The sequence below is a fragment of the Scatolibacter rhodanostii genome (assembly GCF_900197595.1).
Lineage (GTDB): Bacteria > Bacillota > Clostridia > Oscillospirales > Acutalibacteraceae > Scatolibacter > Scatolibacter rhodanostii.
The window spans coordinates 105255-125970 of sequence record NZ_FZLO01000002.1; the positions used below are offsets into that span (position 1 = coordinate 105255).

The 20716-nt window shown below is 36.7% G+C and carries 15 protein-coding genes; 2 read left to right on the forward strand and 13 right to left on the reverse strand.

Annotated features, from left to right (window positions below; translation table 11 throughout):
* The first annotated feature begins 268 nt into the window (after positions 1-268).
* Positions 269-1678, forward strand: a complete 1410-nt coding sequence (locus CS931_RS05080; protein WP_099204702.1) for a hypothetical protein — start codon at positions 269-271, stop codon at positions 1676-1678.
* Positions 1679-1713: 35 nt separating this feature from the next.
* Here CS931_RS05080 and CS931_RS05085 read toward each other — a convergent pair whose 3' ends face one another.
* The 11 genes from CS931_RS05085 to CS931_RS05140 all read right to left on the reverse strand — a co-directional run bounded on the left by CS931_RS05085 (position 1714) and on the right by CS931_RS05140 (position 18760).
* Entirely contained in the window at positions 1714-2427 is a 714-nt protein-coding gene (locus tag CS931_RS05085; RefSeq protein WP_099204703.1) for a pilin N-terminal domain-containing protein, read from the reverse strand.
* Positions 2428-2568: 141 nt separating this feature from the next.
* Positions 2569-3447 (reverse strand): class C sortase, encoded by an 879-nt coding sequence (locus CS931_RS05090; RefSeq protein WP_099204704.1) that lies wholly within the window; start codon positions 3445-3447, stop codon positions 2569-2571.
* 102 nt (positions 3448-3549) lie between these two features.
* Complete coding sequence (locus tag CS931_RS05095) at positions 3550-5172, reverse strand: SpaH/EbpB family LPXTG-anchored major pilin (RefSeq protein ID WP_099205125.1); 1623 nt, start codon at positions 5170-5172, stop codon at positions 3550-3552.
* 43 nt (positions 5173-5215) lie between these two features.
* On the reverse strand, positions 5216-9520 hold the full coding sequence (locus CS931_RS05100) for a SpaA isopeptide-forming pilin-related protein (protein WP_099204705.1): 4305 nt from the start codon (positions 9518-9520) through the stop codon (positions 5216-5218).
* 1011 nt (positions 9521-10531) lie between these two features.
* The gene (locus tag CS931_RS05110) at positions 10532-10747 is read right to left on the reverse strand and encodes a cold-shock protein (RefSeq protein WP_099204707.1); all 216 of its coding nucleotides are present in this window, start codon (positions 10745-10747) and stop codon (positions 10532-10534) included.
* 256 nt (positions 10748-11003) lie between these two features.
* Entirely contained in the window at positions 11004-12026 is a 1023-nt protein-coding gene (spoVAD, locus tag CS931_RS05115) for a stage V sporulation protein AD (protein WP_099204708.1), read from the reverse strand.
* A 1-nt stretch (position 12027) separates the two neighbouring features.
* Complete coding sequence (spoVAC, locus tag CS931_RS05120) at positions 12028-12483, reverse strand: stage V sporulation protein AC (protein ID WP_278277654.1); 456 nt, start codon at positions 12481-12483, stop codon at positions 12028-12030.
* A gap of 234 nt (positions 12484-12717) precedes the next feature.
* Positions 12718-13617: a glycerophosphodiester phosphodiesterase family protein gene (locus CS931_RS05125; protein ID WP_099204709.1), complete on the reverse strand. Its 900-nt coding sequence runs from the start codon at positions 13615-13617 to the stop codon at positions 12718-12720.
* 214 nt (positions 13618-13831) lie between these two features.
* Complete coding sequence (locus tag CS931_RS05130; protein WP_099204710.1) at positions 13832-15892, reverse strand: LTA synthase family protein; 2061 nt, start codon at positions 15890-15892, stop codon at positions 13832-13834.
* A gap of 199 nt (positions 15893-16091) precedes the next feature.
* Positions 16092-17477: a sugar transferase gene (locus tag CS931_RS05135; RefSeq protein ID WP_159459740.1), complete on the reverse strand. Its 1386-nt coding sequence runs from the start codon at positions 17475-17477 to the stop codon at positions 16092-16094.
* A 158-nt stretch (positions 17478-17635) separates the two neighbouring features.
* Entirely contained in the window at positions 17636-18760 is a 1125-nt protein-coding gene (locus CS931_RS05140) for an aldo/keto reductase (protein WP_099204712.1), read from the reverse strand.
* A 200-nt stretch (positions 18761-18960) separates the two neighbouring features.
* On the opposite strand from CS931_RS05140, the gene CS931_RS05145 reads away from it, so the two are divergent.
* A complete protein-coding gene (locus tag CS931_RS05145; RefSeq protein ID WP_099204713.1) occupies positions 18961-19326 on the forward strand; it encodes a DUF2752 domain-containing protein in 366 nt (121 codons plus the stop codon).
* A 3-nt stretch (positions 19327-19329) separates the two neighbouring features.
* Here the strand turns inward: CS931_RS05145 and CS931_RS05150 are convergent, their stop codons facing one another.
* Both CS931_RS05150 and CS931_RS05155 read right to left on the reverse strand, forming a co-directional pair.
* Positions 19330-19806, reverse strand: a complete 477-nt coding sequence (locus tag CS931_RS05150; protein ID WP_099204714.1) for an HdeD family acid-resistance protein — start codon at positions 19804-19806, stop codon at positions 19330-19332.
* Positions 19807-20026: 220 nt separating this feature from the next.
* Positions 20027-20677, reverse strand: a complete 651-nt coding sequence (locus CS931_RS05155) for an HD-GYP domain-containing protein (protein WP_099204715.1) — start codon at positions 20675-20677, stop codon at positions 20027-20029.
* Positions 20678-20716: the final 39 nt, after the last annotated feature.

A 20716-nucleotide genomic window follows, 5' to 3' on the forward strand; every position in this document is an offset into this window, starting at 1 on the left:
ATAAGGTTTTAAAAAACGTCTCTGCTATACATTTTGCGCTTTAGTAAAGTCTTTCTTTTTTACCATTTATTTCCAGATTAGTTATACAGTACCTATACCATGTAAAATTATACCGAAAACTAAATTTTTCCGCTTGAATTGTTGGTCTACGAAAACATATAAAATTTCCATAAATAGAAATTTTTAAAAATAAAATTTCTATTTATGGAAAGCAAGTTGTTATAAATCTAGTTATAATGGTAAAAATAAAAACTGAATGGAGAAGAAAATGAAAAATGTCGCTCATAAAACGAGTTCGCTGCTCAAAGAATTAATTTTCATTGCTCATATTTCAAAAACTGATTTTGCTTTATTCATGAATATGACCCCTAGCGGATTAAGTAAAATCCTAACAGGTAATCGCCTACCCGTCATGAAAGAAAAGAGGTTTTTTAGTCGCCAAGCCGGACAATACTTTTCAGACCTTATCTTTTGCCAAGGCTGCCACTTTAAATTTGAAAATACCTTTCCCGTAATCTATGATTTTACTTCACAATCTGAGCTTACAGCTTTTCTAACAGCGGCTATTGAATATAGCCTTGACTGTGATTATGCTTTTGAAATCAATCATAGTCTTGAATATCATGATAAGGGATCTTCTTTTTTGGGCAGGAAAACCATTCTAAACATGTTTTGTATAATTTTGTCGGATTATGTTAAAAACACTCGAAATGAGTTTTTAGAATTTTTCAGTACACTGCCTTTATTTGAATCTCTCTTCCCTGATATCTTTAAACGTCTCATTGTTTTTAAGTTTAATAAAGAAAATTTAGTATTGAATCAATTCTTTGATATACCTACTTTTGAATCTGCTCATCAAAACAATATTCATATCATTAACACGGTCATAAATTTACAGGGTGCCCTCAACACCAACTACTGGGAGACAGCTAACAAAATTGAGCCAACCTTTTTGCTTGTAAAAGGATACTGCTTGCTCACTTTCAGCTCTCAACTTGATGGTACACCTCTAATGACTTTTATCACACATAAAAGTTACCTGACTGTTTTTTTTAACCACCTTATGAATTTAGGAGCAAAAAAGATAAGTTATACTCGTGAAGAAGGCCGCCTTGCAATCGCCAATTCACCTAATTTACTTTCCGAGTTACTGGCAACCCCTGTCAAGGCGGTTTACAACCTAATTCCCGCTGGCTATTTATTAAAAAAAGAAGAGATTGAAACATTAGATGCTTCTAGTGTAATGAACAGCGGTATTTTTAGCCTATTTCAAAAAATCTCACTTGATCAAACTTTATTTTATATTTCTGAAGATACGTTGCAGCACTTCTGCCTGTCTGGCAACTTATCTGTCCCTTTTGTCTCTACCATGCATATTCCACTGGATAAACGAATCGACTATCTAGCTCGACTTGAATCCCTTGTGGATGGTGTTGAGAACCACAAAGTAAAAATTCTTAGCTCAGATTCCCCTAAAGCGGCCATTTTTTGCTTTCCTCAGTTTAGCATTGTTTATACCACTTCTTCTGATACTAGTTATGAAAAAGTTCACTATTTTTGCAGTGACGCTATCTATAATATCTTGCAAGAAGAACTATCTGAACAGGATACTTCTCCTATCGACTTTACTCCCGATTTGTGGAAAGCCTATTTGGAGGAATTATCCTTTTCTCTATAACACACAGTCCTCTTTAACGAACTCAAATATTTATTTTATCCTTTATCGGTTTTATTATTTTTAAACAGTATTTTCTTTACAGCGAGCAAAGCTATTACTGCTGCAAATGATAGTAAAAGCAAAGATATCATACCCTCGCGATTGAATGAATCGCTTGTTTGTACAATTTTTCCTCCTGTCGGCTTATCAGGCACTACCGGTGTAGGCGTGGGAATAAAATTGCTTTTTTCTGCTTTGGGATATACTTCAAGATCATATAACCATTCACTGTCCTTTGTGTAAAGAGGTAGATAAATCAAAAATGGTTCCACTGTTCCATACTGGCTTTCTTCTGTTTGAACAGCTAAATAAACCCCTTGCTCTATATCCGCAAAATTGGCTACCCCATTTTTCTCTGTTAATTTTTGTGCCATCGGCTTTTTTCCATGCAGATTATTGGCTAATTTTTGAGAAGCCTGCCGCTGTTGTTTCCCATAAATGAGCGTATTTAAATCAATTTTAGTATCTGAAAACTCGTGAATGAGTTCAAATTGCAAAGTTGTGTTTTCTACCGGAAGACCTACTTGATAGAGAGAAAACTCTACATTCTCCTTAGGTGTACCCAATTCTGCCAATTCTATCTTAACACTGCCAATTCTATCTCTTTCATACAGAGAGTCTGCTGATACTGGCATGGCGCTCAGTAAAAAAAACATGAGTATCATTGGAAAAATGCAATTTTGAAATCTTTTTGCCAATTTATGTTTCATATGTTCCCCCACATCTCTCTTCATCCATCTATAGGAAAGACTTGCTTGCTAAAAGCTATCAAATTACTTTTTAAAAATAAGTTATTCCGTTCAGTATCTTTAAAATAAGGTTGTGTTCCATTTTTCCATTTTCTTGTTTGCTTATTTATAGAATTTTCCTTTTCCATTCATTTGGTGTTTTAACTCAGGCAGTTTCTGTTTGCGGTAAACGACTCTCATGATATAAAAACAAATGATTGGTATTAAAAAAGCAAGTATCCATAAAGCATTTTCTTGTCGCTCATTATTTTCAACTTCGCCTATCACTGCCTGCGCTTGATTCGTAAAAGGAATTCGTTTTCCTCTAACCAGTAATCTATGTGTATTAATCCCATAGGGTGTACAGGTCACTAAAGTCACATAATCTTTATTCTCCGTAATGTCCATACTGTCTAACTCTGAAGGCAAAACCGTTTCAATGTTATCTACTTCATATGCTAATGTTTCATCGAGTACATGGATATAAAAAAAATCTTTTTCCACCAATTGATCAATATCTGTCAATAACTTTGCAGAGGGTAAACCTCTATGTCCAGTCAGCACTGCATGGGTACTTTCTCCGCCTATTGGCAAAGATGAGCCAATATAATGACCGATTCCAACTTGCAGCACATTATCTTCTGTGCCATGATAAATAGGTAGATACACTTTAATAGCCGGAATTTCTAAAACTCCAATAATTTCGTTTTCTCCAATATTTAGTATATTGTCATATTTTAGTTCTCTCGACTTAGTTTCAACAATGTTAGCTTCACTCAATGACTGATATTCTTTTCGCAAATATTGATTATACTGATCTGCTTGTTCCTTTTCTTTGCTATAATCTTTTTCATCCATTTCTTCCACTTCGCCTAAATAGACGGCGGCCGCCTGACTTTGACTTTTTTGATTAACCCAATTACTAATAGAAGGATAAAGGAGAATGGATGCCCCTGCTAAGAAAACAATGCCCAAAATAGCTGTGAATATTTTTCTCTTCAAGGTACTCCATTCCTTTCCTTTATATAAACATCCTTTAACCCTGCTATTGCATGGTTGATTTCAAAAAACAATTGTTGCTTGATTGAGATTTCAAAGTTACTCTTAGTCTCTTTCTTTTTTACGCATTCTCAAAAACATTGCTGCTGCTCCTGCCATAAGAACCGTTCCGCCAGCTGTAAACAGTACTGTTCCTACCCCACCGGTTGAAGGAAGCTCTTTACCTGAAAAGTTTTTCACTTCCACTTTTACAACTCCAGCTTCAACTGTTGTATTTACTTCGCCAACCTGTGCAGCGATATTGGTCAAGATTTCAGTTGTGGCACCGGTCCAAATTTGTCTGATTTCTTCCTCATATTCTGCCTGAATCAAAATTCTGATAGGCTCTTTTAGTTTGTTGTATCCGTCAGGCGCTTCTATTTCTTCCAACAAATACGTTCCTGAATCAAGACCGCTGATGAGTATTTCATCTGTTCCATTACTTTTAATTACATCACCCTCGCCGCCTGTTACATACTTCGCGCCTGCTACAATTTCTTTCACCTTTACTTCCGTACGATTTTCCGGATTATTTCCCCATACCTGGTATAGTTTAAATTCAGCGTCGGCTAGCTTTGTATCGGCGTTTTCACTTTCTCCGTCCACTTTATTTACATTTACACCAAAAGTGAATACCACCACTTTATCTCGCGGTGTTTCTTTTTTGTCTGTGGTCGAATAGGGGTTTGAACTATAAGAAAGCCAAACTTCATTGGGGTTTCCCACAATGCCAATCACAGCATCTTCATTTAATTCGGCTTTATAAGAAATCTCAATCTCATCGCCTGTTTGAATGCCCGCAATCGTCATTAAGTTAGGAATAGTCACTGAAAAAGTAGCACCTACAACGTCAGTAGAGACATCGAATTGATTATCCTGCAATACAATGTCGCCAATTGTTATGCGGATATCGGCTTTGCTATTATAAATAAAAGAAAGCCCGTCGCTCATTTCATCATAAAAAGTCATCTCATATTTTTTATATCCTGTGATATCCGGCACTTTACTATAAAAAGCAAAGGGAATTTCATCACCGATGTGGTAATCTGCCGCATCATTAAATCCTTCACCATATATCTCTGTCGCTTCGGCATTTTTATATTCTTCATCGAATACTTTTTTCTCTACAGATGGATAATCTGACTTAATTGTAATTTCGGTATCACTCATAGCCGTATCTAGCATACAGAGAGAAGCTGCTCCCCCCGTTTGATTGGTTTCGTCTACCAAATAGTAACCAAATGGCAGTTCATCAATCAATACAAAGTCATCTTGTTGGGCTGTTATTGTCCCATAGTCTCCTACACCAATTGTTCCATCTTCCACTGCCTGACGAATAGCTAAGCGAACCTCATCGGCAAATTCCCGAACTTTAGCTTCTTCCGTCAGCGCTTGTATGTAGGCTAAAATTTCTTCCTCTTCTTCTTTTTCTGTCACTGTCTTTAAGATATTTTCGAAAACCGGATTTAGTGTATAAGAAATTTTAGGCTGAGAATCTTCTCCGCTTAGTGCTACACTGGCATTTAAAATGCGATAATAGGAAAAATCTTTTCCCATTAGGCTCTGCCCGTCTTTAGCGTTAATCTTGATACTGCCGACTAAAGCGCCCGCTGATACTATCATGCCCATGCTCATAACAACTAACATTGCTAAGAAAAATGCGGATATTTTTTTTCCGATTACTTTCATGCTTCTTCCTCCTCGTTTGTTTGAACAAATTCTTCTGACTGCGCTAAGATTTGGTTAATTGTTTTCTATTTTTCCGTTTTGACTTTGCATACAATCCCAAAATCAAACTGGAAATTACCATAGCTATACCCGCCAAGTGGTAGAAAGCATCTCCTATGCCACCTGTTTCAGGAAGCTCTGCCTGTTCCGCTTCCCAAATATTTGTAATACTGATTGTACCTTTCGGAATTCCATTATTTTGATAAACCGCTATGTAACCAGCTGGAATTCCTATTTCTTCTACAGAATAGTAATAACTATTCCCTTCAGGGTTTGTTCTCTCTAAATTCTCCCAAGCATACTGCCAACCATTTTCTTTTGTGAGATGAACAGGTTCTCCCACTTTTTCCTTTTCTCCTGCTTCGTTTTCTGGATTTGTATAGTCAGAAAGTTTTATATCTATCTGATTCAGCCAGCTTAAGGCATCAAACTTATACGCCACATCTTCTGTGATCGTCGGAATTGTATACGAAAAAGTTTTATCCCACGGATTTTCAATTTTTTCTATAAAGCTTTGATTTTTAAGTACATTCCAACTTAAGCTGTTATAATTTGTTTCAATTTCTACTGTTAGGGTTGACCCGGGAGCCACCAAAATAGTTTTGGTCTGCGAAAGATTGGGATTTGTCGATTCAGCTTGAATGGTAACCGTATGCCCTATCGGACGAGTCTCTTGTCGGTAAAGCTGAACCTGAATATCCTCAACCACGGGTTCTATTGGTTTTCCTACTTTATCACTCCAGTATTTTTCAACTTTTAGCACTTTATATTCGTTGGGTAAGAACAGTTCTCCGCCGCCTTTAATGAATGCCTTGATATTTTCTGCCGTTACTTTTTCTTCTCCCAGAGAATTTTTTAAACGATTGATCAGATTTATAATTGCCTCTTTATTCTCATCAATGCTCTGTGTCTGGCTAGGTGACCAAACAAAATAAAGAGGCTTTGCTGTCTCTAAATCATATCCTTCCGGTGCAGTGGTTTCTACTAATTTATAGAGAATATCCTGCGATTGTTCTATCACATCAATATTGGGATTTGCCCCAACAGCACCTTGCGTTGGTATCGGTCTAAAAAGAATTTTTCCATTTTCATCCGACTTTGCCTGATTGGTTACCAGTTCCCATCCTTGGTTTGAATTATCCGCTTTTATTTTATAGAGAGAGAATTCCGCTCCTGAAAGCTTTTTCTGATAATTCTCGCTGTCTGTTTTGTATAAGGTAAGCTGGAATTTATAGGACGTTGCTCCACTTTTTGAAGTGTCAATAATTGTTTTGTCTTTATCTCCGTGTCCTTTACCTACTCCTTTGAGTTCAATGCTGTTGTCCATAGTAACATCGACACCTGTCCGAATTGGTTCAAAGTAATAGTGATACTCCAGTACTAAAGCCGTGCTGTCAGGCACTGTAAAATTGGTTTTATAAGTAGCCCCATCATGATTAAAATTAAAATACCCCGGCAGCAGCTCGTGTCCTTTATAACCATTTTGCTCATTCGATGCATCATAGTAATAGAGTCTTGCTGAATTCGGCACTAGATAAAGCTGTCTTAAATTAGCAGTAACAGTTGTTAGCTGGTCTGTAAGGGTAAGCACATTTGAATTTTTGTCCAAATCATCTGCATTGGGGTTAATAATAATTCGATAGAGAATATCATTTTCATCTTGCTGCTCACCGAATTTGTCTATTGTTTTAACTTCTCTCTCTACTTCAACCTTTTGACTGCCAGAAAACTCACCCATGATTACTGTATTTTGATAGGTAACAGTTTTACTGATGAAATCTTTCCAGTTTGCATCTTCGGCGATTGACAGTTGATAATAAATAGCAACCGCACTCTCTCCATATCCTTCTTGAATCTGAATTTGCAGCTGATTATTATCTGTCATCTCATAAGATACTAAATCTTTTATGTCTTTTTTGGTGGTCCAATTATAGTCATATTCGTAGTGATCACTTCCGTAGAAAGAAGCTTTAAAAGATTCTTCTACAAATTCTGTTCCGGCCGGTAAAGAATCTATTAGTAATAAATCACCTTCCTGCAATCCATCCAAATTCACTAAAAGACGATAATAAAGTGTATTTTGAATGTCACCATAATTTACTTTAAAAGATTCTTCTTGATAAGATGTTGCCCCTGACCCTGTTGGGCTCGCCTGTTTTACCAGCGCATACTCAACAGTATGTGTTTTTTTAGCGACATCTACTTCTGTCTTGCCGTTTATCGTAAAATTGGCTGTGTTTACAAATTCCGTATCTCCTCTGTCTTCAATCCAACTGTAATCTGCATAAGTGCCATACGAAAATTGAAGTTGGTCATATGATTTCAAAATCATATCGGGGTTTGTAAGCACAATTTTAAACGATTTCAGCTGCAAATCAGAATTCTCAATCAACTCTTGTCGTGTATACGAGCTCCCTGCTGCATCGGCTGCCTCATAAAAAAGCAACGTGTAATCTTCTTGTGCCAGTAAAACAGATTGATTTCCTTTTGTCGCCTTAATTTCAAATGATCCAAAAGTGTCTCCCGTAAAATAAAGGTGGTCACCTGCTGTATCTATGTATGAAAAGCTATTGCCCGTGTCATTCAGCTTTGGCATTTTTAGAGTAGTCGTCCAAGTATATTTTTCGCCTTCTCTGATTTTCGTGGTTACATTTTCTGCTTTTTTGGTCTGGTAATCAGGTTTAGCAATCACCGGATAATCTGATGTATAATCGTTATCATCTTCATCCGTTACCTTTCCTTGGTTCTCGTAAAGCACTTGTTCGCCAATTTCTGTTTTGGTAACTTCTGTTTCATAAGTGATATAGATTTTATCCTTGGGCATATCTGTAAACTGATAAGGAAGTTGGATATTATCTTTTATCACTCGATTCCCAGCATCTTTAATTGTTATTTTTACATTTGATAAACCAATGTTTGTGCCTGCCTCTTTTAAAATATCTTGAAGCCACCAACCATTAATATCCTGCTTACTCTGATTAAGCGTGATTGTCCACGTTATTTTATTGGTTTCTTTGCTATACCATCCTGATTTGCTGATAATACTATTCTTGAAAGTAATCGTAGTAGAAGAGTTGTCATTATTCGGACCACTTTGTGCTATCGCTTTATTTTCAACCGTTATTTCTCCATTAATCGGCTTCCCATCCTTGCCTAAAAAGAAGCCTTCTTGAAGAACCGCCGTATACGTAATTTCATAAGATTCTCCTGCTGCCAGTGCAGGAAGTGCTTCATAGATAAAACTTTGTTTTCCTTCATTTGTTGTAATTTCAGGTTTTTCAGCAGAAAAGCTTGTATCTATTTCACCGCTTGCTTTCTTTTTGACAATTTGAAAGCTTTCTGTATCATAAGCAATCTTTTCATGCTGTAAACTATCCATGACTTTGATTGTTCCTTTGGTTCCTTTTACAGAAGAGACCTTAACCATATAGTTTGCTTTATCATCTGCCTGGTCACCATTCAGCCATTTCTCTATTTTCACATCGGTGCGTTTTTCTTCTGGAATTGGATTAACGTGAAAACGATATTCTCCTTCACCAATGATAATCCAAGTTCCTTCTCCGCCCTCTTGCAGACTTGCCTGTCCTTGCATATAAAAACTTCCTGCAATACGTGATTCAGGTCTCGATTCTAAAAATTCCTGCTTGTATGTAAGAACTACTTCATTATTTTTCACTTCATATTGACCGACTATCACAGAACCTTCTTTAATCGCACCACTCTGATTTTCTGACCAACTAATTCCTTGTGTGGGCAATTTAAGAATGGCTACAGGATTGTCAGTCGTTACTTTTCCGTTTTCAATATCAAAGTTAATTTCTATTTGAATTTCATCTTTGTCATAAATATCCTTGCTTGGGTCTAACACAGGTATATATTGATCTCCCTCTTTTTTCTCTATTTTCATTCCAGTAATATAGGGAGAAATATCAACGCTAAGCAAGTCCTTTTTTATTTCAGAATTTTGTCCTTGAACCTCAGAATTCTTACCAGATACTTCCGTTTTTGGGCTCGGTTTATTTACGGTTTCCGATTGTTCTGCTGCTGGTTCAACACTCTTTTTTTCTGTATTTTCTTCTATTTGACTTGATTGCTGTGGTATTTCAGATTCTAAGTTTGTGGGTGATGAGCTTGCGGATTCTGCCGGAAGCTTTTCTATTATTTCTCCTAATTGACTTTCCTCTTTATCCTGCAAACCTTCTGCATAGACCAACGGTGTTCCAGCAGAAATTGTTATGAGCAGTACCATGATAAGAGAAAACACTTTTTTGCCGAACTTTAATTTCTTTCTTCTTTTCCACTTTGTCACAGATATATTCCCCTCTCGCTAAAGAATGAGTCCATATAAAATGTATACCTTCAAGATGTTTAGCGGAGCTTTCCTCCGAACAGGCTCTACTTACTATTTCATACGTTAGAGACACCACATTTATGCCAACTTTTTTAAATATAGTTTTTCTTTGGTTACTTTTTAGAGACGGTAAAAAAGTCGATTCTTAAAAGTATTTGTCTTGTTTGTGCATAGAATTCTATTACTTTTAAATTTGTCCCTAGTTCAGTATTTTATCATTTGAACTTCGTCAAATTTTGTATAACTCGGCTTGATAAATTTATAAGCTTTTGTTCAGTTCAGTCGATTTTTCACCGAAAAGAAAACATTTATAGCTTTTTTCTTTTTTCTGCTCCTTCAAATATTTCAAGATCGACCACAATTAAAAAGTGCAAAGAACAAAATCGGTATGTTCTTTGCACTGCTTTTTAGCTTTCCTATTAACTTTTAAAATTCGAATTCATTATATCCAGGCTTGAGAGTCTCTGATATTCTTCTACTGCTTTAACCTGTCTGCGTAAATCAAAAGCTGTATGAATAAACTCCCCTTGCTCATGCAATGTCATCTGCAACGATATCGGCAAAGACAAAAAATAAGTTCTTGAGCTTTTACTTTTAGAAATCAACAAATCTAAATTTTCATAGGACAAATGATCACCTCTAAACTATCATGCACGTTATGCTAAGCACAAACGATACCTACAAAATGTTATCCCTATCTAGTATCCTCCCATAAAATGAATTTACTCTTTGTACTATGTAAATTTTGCTGTTGAATCTTCCTAACAAAATAAAAAAAACAGCATAGAGTGGTGATAAAATCACAATTCTATGCTGTTTTTTATTAAACTGATTTTTAATTGTAAGATAACTTTTTGTTAAATTTTCTTGATGAATGCAAAAAAGGTGAACCCCCCGGCTATACGCCAAGGGGTTCACCTTCACAAAAAGGATTTTTCACAAGAGTGAGAAATTCTTGAGGTTCAAAACTTAAACAACTGGAACAACGTTTGTTGCTCTGTATTTTGAGCTGTTTTTAGGATCTACTTCAGTGTCAAAAGTAACTTTTTGACCTTCTTGAAGTGATTTGTATCCCTCAGAAATGATTGCTGAGAAATGTACAAAAACATCTTCGCCGCCGTCATCATTAGAAATGAAGCCATATCCTTTTTCTGCGTTGAACCATTTAACTGTACCGTTATTCATAAACCGGCACCTCCAAGTAATATTATATTCTCCCTCTGACAAATAGAAAACTCACATCATGTAAATCATAAACGGACAATGACTTACATACAAATGTGAGTTCAAGTTCGTACATTCAGAATATTGTAATCAGTATAGCATTCTCTTTTTGAGATGTCAAGATACTTTGGGCATTTTTTAGAAACTGTAAAAATTTTTCTAATAAATTTTATTGTTTTTAACAACAATTTAGTCTTTTTTCGACTTATTCCAACTTTTATGTCAAATCTTGACATGTTCGCAAGTGCACAATATGAGCAATGCCAGGGATGCTTTCACCTTGCTGTGTGGAGGTCGGTGACATCAATGCGCCAGTTGCTGCAAAAAGTATATTTTTGTATTTTCCCGATTTATCACGCATATTTTTCAAGATATGTCCGCAAAGCACCGAAGCAGAACAACCGCAGCCAGAGGCGCCTGCATGAACATCTTGCCCCTCCAAATCATAAATCATAAGCCCACAATCTTTGTGCTTGCCGGCGATGTTAATTCCTTCTTCCAAAAGCAGCTTTTCTAAAAGACTTGAACCAACTTTTCCAAGATCACCCGTAAAAATCGCATCATAGTCCTGCGGTGATGTTCCTGTATCCTTAAAATAATCTGCATAGCTGTTTGCTGCTGCCGGCGCCATCGCAGCACCCATATTGGCCGCATCCTTAATTCCCAAATCAACTATCTTCCCCGGCATGACATGTTCTATCTGGATTTCTCCTCTATTCGTCACAATGGCACTTCCAGAAGCGGTCGCTGTCCACTGTGCTGTCGGTGTTCGCTGCCCTCCATATTCAAGTGGCAGTCGAAATTGTCTTTCTGCCGAACAAAAATGAGAAGATGTAACTGCTGCGGCAATCCGCGCAGCTCCTGATTCCACCATTAATGAAGACATTAAAAGTGTTTGCGCCATTGTTGAACAGGCTCCATATTGACCTAAAAAAGGAATGTTAAAATCACGCAAGCCAAATGTCGATGAAATGCACTGGTTCAGCAAATCTCCTGCAAAAACTAAATCTACGTCCTCTGCTGTAATGCCTGCTTTGGCAATAGCAAGCCCCAAAGCTTCTTTCTGCATGATGGCCTCCGCTTGCTCCCAGGAACTTGTACCCATCATGGTATCACTGAAAGTTTGGTCAAAATCTTGTCTAAGCGGTCCCTCTGACTCTTTTTTTCCTCCTAATGCTGCACTGGCTAAAATGCGCGGCTTCGTTTCTAATTCCAATGTATATCTGCCAATCCGTTTCATTTTAACCCCCCTGTACAAGCTTAATTACATAAAGTATAATGCCATAAAGCACTGAAGAAGAAATGCCGAATACTAGTACGGGACCCGCAATGCTAAAAATTTTGGCGCCTAATCCCATTACAAATCCTTCACTGCGAAATTCTATGGCAGAAGCCACCACAGAGTTGGCAAAACCTGTAATAGGCACAACAATACCAGCTCCGGCATACTTTGCGACTTTATCATATACCTTTAAAACTGTTAGAACAGCCGCTATAAAAATTAGCGTTATCGCAACAAGCGTTCGAGATTCTTTTAATTCCATATCCCAACTCAAATAGAGCTGGCAAAAAAACTCCCCCAAGGTGCAAATAGACCCGCCAAATAAAAACGCCATTAAACTATTTTTAAAATAATTCGAATTCGGAGATTCTAGTTTTACCATTTCTCCATATTGTTCTTTAGAAGTTATCTTCACAACATCACCTCATCTGATAGAATAGTTCTATTTTTTGCAAAATAATAGAACTTATTCATGCCCATCAAATCGATTTAATTGATAGGTAAAATTTAAGCTACTATTATTTTCTATCCAAATGCGGCTCTTATGCAAAAAAAGAAACTTTCTTAAAGAAAGTTTCTTCCAATTATCTATTTCATTGAATTTAAATTTATTTTGAGTGTCGAAAAACTGTATATATGATCTTATTTTCTAATTTTTAACGGTAATCAAAGCAGCCGCTGCGGTTCGTGCTTCCTCAAAAATAGACTTTTTACCGTCGGTTTGCGGTTGGTTCGGAACAAAACCCTCGAAAATACAAATGGCGCCATCATTCTTCGCAATCGCATAGTCCTCTGGGTTTCTTAATGTCCAACTAACCTCTTGCATTCCAAGCAACGTTTTTGCCAATCGTAAAGAAATATTATTTCTAAAAATAAAATCATACGCTTCAAAATCAGGTCTAGTTAAAAAATTGGTCAGCATATTCATTCCTGCAAAAGCACCAAAAGCTGAAAGCTCATTAGACGGGATTAATTTCCCCATAAGCTGGCCCCTCACCACATTCGGTCGGTTCTGCCGAAACCAACGAACAATCCTAGGGTCAAAGGATTCTATGCAGTAAAGACCCGTATAATCTTGCAATATTTTGGCCACCAATGGGCAAATAATCTCCGGATTGTTATAGGCTTTGATTTCCACAATAATCGGCACACGACTTCCTACTGCTTTCAGCGTCTCTGAAAATAGAGGTATTTGTTCTTCTGTATTGAAAAGAGAAAATGCTTGAAGCTCTGCAAAGGTGAGTTCAGATATTTTTTTATTGACCTTGCCGCTTTTACGCAAATCAGCGTCATGATGAACGACAACTTGATTATCTTTTGTTAATTGAACATCTAACTCAATGCCAAAGCCAGATTCAGCCGCTAAGCGAAAGGCTTTCAATGAATTTTCGGGTATTCCATTTTTATTATTATGAAGTCCCCTATGCGCGTAGTCAAACTTAGCAAGTTTCTGCAAAAATCCCCTGTGTTCTACATTTGGTGCGATTGCCCAAAGCCAAAAAGCTATGATTACGCAAATCGCTGCTATTAAAACTACCGGTAAATACATCGCAAAAACCTCTCTCAAATTATAATATCTTAATTTTATGATACCTTTTCAATCTATAAAAATCAAGTTTTGAATGTAAACAATTCTTATATTAATAGTATTCCTCTTTTTTGTCTTTCATGATTGGTTTTACAAAATTCCATTCTATCTAAAAAAGCCAGCGTTTTTTAAGCGCTGGCTTTCAATCTCAACTATATTATTTGCATTTTGTGTTTTAAGGTGTCACTGTAAATAGCTCAGACATATGATTTTCTTTATCAAATACATTATTATACTGTAGGATGGCATATTCATTCAATAAATCTTCATATGGCTTTTCTTCGTCAGGCCAATAGATATTTTCGTTTTCATCAATGGCGCCCACACCGGTCATAACAGGCAATGACTGACTGAAATAATGCAAATACTTTTGATAAGGCGTACTTTCCAAACCAGCCGCACGCATCAATAAACTTGATAAATAGTTTATACTCGTAACCTCTGTCTCTGGTTGTTCCAAATCATAGTTTGCCCAAATGATATAAGGTACTTCTTGGCGACGCATAAACTCTTCTTTTGATAAGTCGGGGAAAGTCGGAGCATCTAATAGTACTGACATCTGATCATTTGTACCTGCAAAAGGCCAATGATCGCCAAAGAAAAGAATAACCACAGGTTCTTTTTCTTTTTCAAAGTATTCAATCAACATCTCATACGCTTTGTCAGAAGAGTTCGTAGAGGTAAGATATTGATTGGCAGCCGAGAAATCCGTTTCACCAGACATAATTTCTACCGTTGAAGGATAGTCTTCAAATTCAAATCCGGCATGATTCGCCAACGTAATCAGAAAGGTAAAAAGAGGTTCTTCTTTATCTCTGTTCTCATATTCATAGATTACTTCATTGTAGCTTGAAGCATCGTCTGTATAGCCACGCTCCATCACTTTTTCTGTCTTAAAAGTATAATAGTCTGTAAACTGATCAAAACCAAAGTTTTCATAAACTCGATCTCGCTGCCAGTTAGCACCGTTAGCCGGATGAATTGCCAACGTATTATAACCATATTGTTCTAATGTCTGCACCAACGAATCTTGCGGTGTCGTAACATACTGTTGATACGGTTTGCTGCCGATCGGGAAAAATGCCATTGAATTCCCTGTCAAAAATTCATATTCACTGTCACAAGTATTTCCGGCAAATACAGAAGAATAGGCCGTGCCCGAAATTACATTTGGATCTTTCTGTAAAGAATGAATAAAAGGCATATTATCTTTAGACAGCTCCAAATTTGGGTTTGTCGTTAGCACATCTGTCATCGATTCACACATCACCGCAATAATAGTTGGTTTTTTGCCTGGGTCTCCCAAAAAAGATGGTTCTTCCAGTCCATCAATCTCGTCTTTAATGTTATTCAGTGTTTCGACACTATAATTAGATGGTTTTTCAACTATCATAAACTGCATATTTGCTAAAAATCCAGCCAGCATACCAGTGTTTTGACTGCTCATTGTTTGGTTATAAGGACCCACAACAATTCCTAGATACGACATGACATTTAGCGGCATAACGGCCAAATACAACCCCAGTGCCAAAACTGCCGTTACTCCTCTTTCTGCTAATTTCATGCGCATTGATTCTTTCTTATGCTCTGGTTGCATTTTAGAAAACAAGGAAAGCAGAGCAACTGAAAAAAGAAAAAACAACGCAATCGCATCTGTAAGGACAAATTCATAACGATCAGCCACTTCCATGGCTGTACCCAAAGAACCAATATCCCATGGTAAAACGGGGTCACCCCTAAAAATAATTACATAATAGTTAGCAATACCAAAAATAAGAGAAATTAACATTCCCAACCAACCGGTAATCACAGCACGGCGGAAAATCAAGTAGATAACAGCAAACAACATCAAATAGCAAATATAGTTCGCCAATATTTTCCCTGGTTCTTCAAAAGAAAGAGCCGAGGTATGGTTAATATATTCGACCATTATCATAGACAGTGCTGGCAATATAAACAACATAATGCGAGAAATCCGTCTTCGAATCTTATTCCCAACATCTATTTGTAAAAGTTGAAAGAAGCCGGCAACTAGCCCCAGTATGATAAACATACCGACCTTCAATACATCAACCGTACCTTTTTGATACACATGTGCACGTGTTATCAGATACGGAAAAAAAACAAACAGAAGCGTTGATGGCAATAAATAAGCCACCATAGCTATCCAATTCTTCTTCTGTAATGCAAAATGTATCCCTAGTTTCATTCCCTTTTCTTCAGCCTGTTTTTCCAAAAAATCACCCGCTAACCTTTATTTTAAATACCGAGAGGTCGTGCCAAGACATAAACTGCCTTTTCTACATAACAACTATAATTTCTAACCAGAGGTCAAATGTCAATTCAGCCGACACTCAAAACAAAAGCTTTTTTATTGCAAAGCTTTTAATCTTCAGTCCGGCTTTATTGTTATACTATCATTTTATTTCAAGATATCACTCTGCGTCTGAACCGCATTTATCATCAAAACTATAATTTTCTTGTTTACCAAAAGCTTCTGTACTTTCTGATGATTTAAAAAATACGGTGACTGTCTGAAGGATAATTTTAATATCAGACCAAATACTAAAATTCTCAATATACATCAAATCAAGCACTAATTTGTCTTTAGGTGAAGTATTGTACTTTCCACTAATCTGTGCAAGACCCGTTAAACCTGCTTTAGCTCTTAGACGGTATGAAAATTCAGGTAAATCAGAGGTATACTCCGCCACATTTTCAAGCATTTCAGGTCTCGGACCAACCAATGTCATATCTCCCCACAAAATATTAATCAACTGAGGAAGCTCGTCAAGTCTGAACCGGCGCAGAACATTGCCCACTTTTGTGATACGGTCATCATCTTGTGCCGCCGACTTATGAACGGAATTTTCTTCTTTCATCGTACGAAATTTTAGAACCTCAAATACTTTGCCAAATTTAGTCAGGCGTTTCTGACGATAAAAGATTTTGCCACCATCTTCAGCTTTGATAATAATGGCACTAATCAACATAATAGGGCTTGCAACAATTAAACCCACCAAAGAAATAGAGATATCCATCAATCTTTTGACAGCGCGTTGTTCAATCGTCATCTCTTTAACAGTATGGCAAACAAAAGACTTGTCATCAATTGTCGTAAATTTTCCACCCATTGCCACAACATCAGCCATTTCAAAATTATAATAAATATGCTTGTTGTTTTGATAGCAGTAGTCTATAAAACGGTTTCGATGCGATTCTGGTATATCATAAATAAATACAGTATCACATTCATCTATTCTGTCAAAAACAGCTCTATTTCCATAGTGAATCTTATAAACTATATTATATTGTTTTTTAAATCGATTTATTTTCGGGATAACATGACCTAAACTTGACTCTGAAGAAGCAATAACACAACATTTTTCTGGTGGCTCTATTAAAAAATAAATATAGTTACCTAGATAGGTAAAAGCAATAATCACTAAAATCTGTAAGATAATCACCAATAGAAGCAGATGAGGATCTTCATAAACAAAACGGCCGTGTTTACCTGCACCGGCGTTCATAATAGAAAGCTCAAAGTGGGTAATTAAATCGGTAATAATCGTTGCCAAAGTCAGCGAATAAATAATCGGCTTACTTTTCTGCTGACCAATGGCATATCCCCCATAAATCGACATAAAGGCCATGCCCATCACGGTGAAGGTTACCATAGTGATACCCATCGTTCTAGAAGGGTCTAAAAGCCAAGGATTGTCCATGGAAAAAATGCCAAAGAAAATTGCAAATAGAGAGGCAAAAAGTGTAACTTTTAAAAAGAATACAATTGTCTTTTTTAACTTCTTTATTATTTTCATTATAAATATCATCCTAAATAAAATTTATATATTCTTAATGTATTCTTAATCTTTTCTTTAAAATACGTCATATTATATCATATCAACTCAAAAAAAGCAAAGAAAAGCGATAAGATGATAAATAAAATCATTCTTATCGTTCTCTTTGTTATTCTGCTTTATGCAAAAAGTTTCGTAATTTCAGAGAGTTCATCTATGATGGCAATATGCTGAGGACAGTGAGATTCACATGCTCCACAGGCAATACAGTCAGCAGCTGCGCCGCGTTCTGCTATTACACCCGTATATCGTTTTTGTGAAATGGCCAAATTGTTGTAACGAGTACGAAAATTGGCCACATCAAATATTCCCGGAATATTGATATTCATCGGACAACCATCTACGCAATATTGACAAGCTGTGCACGGAATGGTCGGCAAACTATTTAAAATATCTACGGCCTTGCCAATTGTCTGATATTCCCTTTCAGAAAGCGGCTCAAAATTCTCTAAATAAGAGCAATTATCTTCCATCTGCTCTCTGTCAGACATACCGCTTAATACCGTCAAAACTCCCTCTAGCGAAGCTGCATATCTCATAGCCCATGAAGCAATCGAAGCATCTGGGTTGACTTCTTTAAACAAAGTTTGAATATCTGGTGTCATTTCTGCTAATGCCCCACCGCGAATCGGCTCCATGATGATAATAGGTTTATTATGCTTACGTGCCACTTCATAACATTTACGAGATTGAACTACATCGTTTTCCCAATCTACATAGTTAATTTGCAACTGCACAAATTCAGCTTCAGGATGTGCTGTTAAAATTTCATCTAACAGTTCGGCATTATCATGGAAAGAAAATCCCATGTGGCTGACTTTGCCTTGTTTTTTTAAATCTGCCACAAAATCCCAGGCTTTCAACTTCTCGGTTTTGCGATAGTTTTCCTGATCTAAGGAGTGCAAAAGATAGAAATCAAAAAACGATAAACCTGTCCGCTGCAATGACTCATGAAAGATTCTCTCCATGTCTTCATAGCTATTGCATTCGCCCCAAATGGGTAATTTATCAGCTGTCTGAAAACTCTCTCTGGGGTATCTTTTCACGACAGCTTCCTTTAGAAGTTCCTCCGACTTACCTCCTAAATACACATAGGCCGTATCAAAGTAAGAAAAGCCTTTGCTCATATACGTATCTACCATTTTCTTAACTTGCTCAACATCCACTTCCCCTTCAATCATAGGGGGACGCATCAAACCAAATCCCAGTTTCTTGATATTAAGGTTTTCGATAGCTTCAGACATTTTAACTCCTCCTCTAGCTTTCCTATTACATACAATTTCCTCACCTATCCTGAGTATATCGTCTAATATTAAAATCGTCAAGCAAATAAATGCGGTCTGTACCCTCTTGTTCTGCTTCTATAAATCCCTTATAATAGAAAACAGCTGGCTCCTCATGTAGTCTAAGGAACAATCAGCTGTAATAAAAGCAGTGAGGTTTTATGATGTCATTACGCAAAAAAAGATTTGCACATGTAGCTGTTTTCTGGCTTTTAGGTATTTTCTTATTTATTCTTGTAATTCAGTTAGAAATCCCTTGTTGGATAAAATCACTTACTCATCTTGACTGCCCTAGCTGCGGCACTGTACGCATGATGGGTTATCTAAAGCAAGGAAACTTCTTATCTGCTTTTTCACAAAACCAATTTATGTTTTTTGCGCTACCCATCACCGCTATTTTCACCATTATTGCAAGCTGCCGCTATGTAAAAACGGGCAAAATATTGCAAAGAAAAGCAGAACAGCTATTTTTGCTGACACTTATCGTCATCGGCATTTTATTTGCTGTTCTGCGCAATCTTGTTTAAATTTTAGAAATTTTTATTCTGCCGAATCATCGGCGAAAGTCCTTCATAAATAACCAATACACCTACTATTTTTACCAACAGCTTAATCAAACCAAACGGATTGGTAATTAAGGATACTCCCAGAATAACGATGAACACGGCAATAATCAGATCTACTACCCAACGAGAATATCCTATCTTCTTTTTCTCAAAGGCCTTTTGAATTTCTGTAATCCCATACATAAGAATAAGGATACCAAGCAACGTGGGCAGCAAGCCTAAAATAAATTGCGGTAAAATAATCAGCACCAACGCAATTACAATAGAAATAATGCCTTCTGTTTGCTGTGTGCCCATTTTATTATTGATACAAGACACTCCATAAATCAAAACAAGTATACCAAGAACCACCATCAACCATTTAAGGGCAGAGTAAGGAAATAGCACCAATACGGCACCGGCTATCATACATAAAATAGAACGAAAATTTTTATCTTGCATTCGTCAGGCTCCTTTACAAATTAAATTCTATTTTTAATCTATCTAAACATAAGACCAATCATCAATAACAGCTTTATTTTTAGCTTTCTATTTTTTATACGCTGTTTATACTGGTATTATAACAAACAAGTACTAAAAAGAAAGCCTTTTAACAAATTCAACATAAAGAATTAAGTTTTTTGTTATATTTTATTTTCGCATAAATGTATCTTTCCACTTTTTATTCTATAACACTTGCTTTTGGCAAAACCAAATCATTAAACTTATGCTCATACTTTAAAAATATATCCACTAACCCCTTTTCAAATTGAGTGCCTGCACCTTTCTTAATCTCCTCACACGCATAGTCATGTGAATGCGCCAAACGGTAGCTGCGGTTATTAACCATGGCATCATAAGCATCACAGATAGAGGTTACTCTTGCCACCAGTGGAATATCCTTACCGCTTATTCCATAGGGATACCCTTTCCCATTCCACCACTCGTGATGATAAACCGAAGAATCATGAGCCAAAGGAATTAACTCTTCTGTCATACCCGTTATATCACCTGCACGGATATGCACAAAAAGCTTATCCGCAAATCTCGTATGGCTCTGAATAATCCGATACTCCTGTAAAGTAAGTTTTCCTGGTTTGGATAGAATTTCAGGTGGAACACAGACCTTTCCAATATCGTGGTAAAAAGCTGCCATTCCAAATAGCTTAACTTCCTCAGGTGTTGCTTCTTGTAAATATTGTGCAGAAGAGTCTAACAAGTCACTCAACGTACTAACCAATTGTTTAACGTTGCAGATATGTGTAAATTGATCAAGCGGTAGCTTTTTTATAATATCGTTTACATTTGTTCCTTTATAGGTACTAGCGTCCATTTTCTCCCTCCTCAACTTCTAACATCCTCAAACTATTTG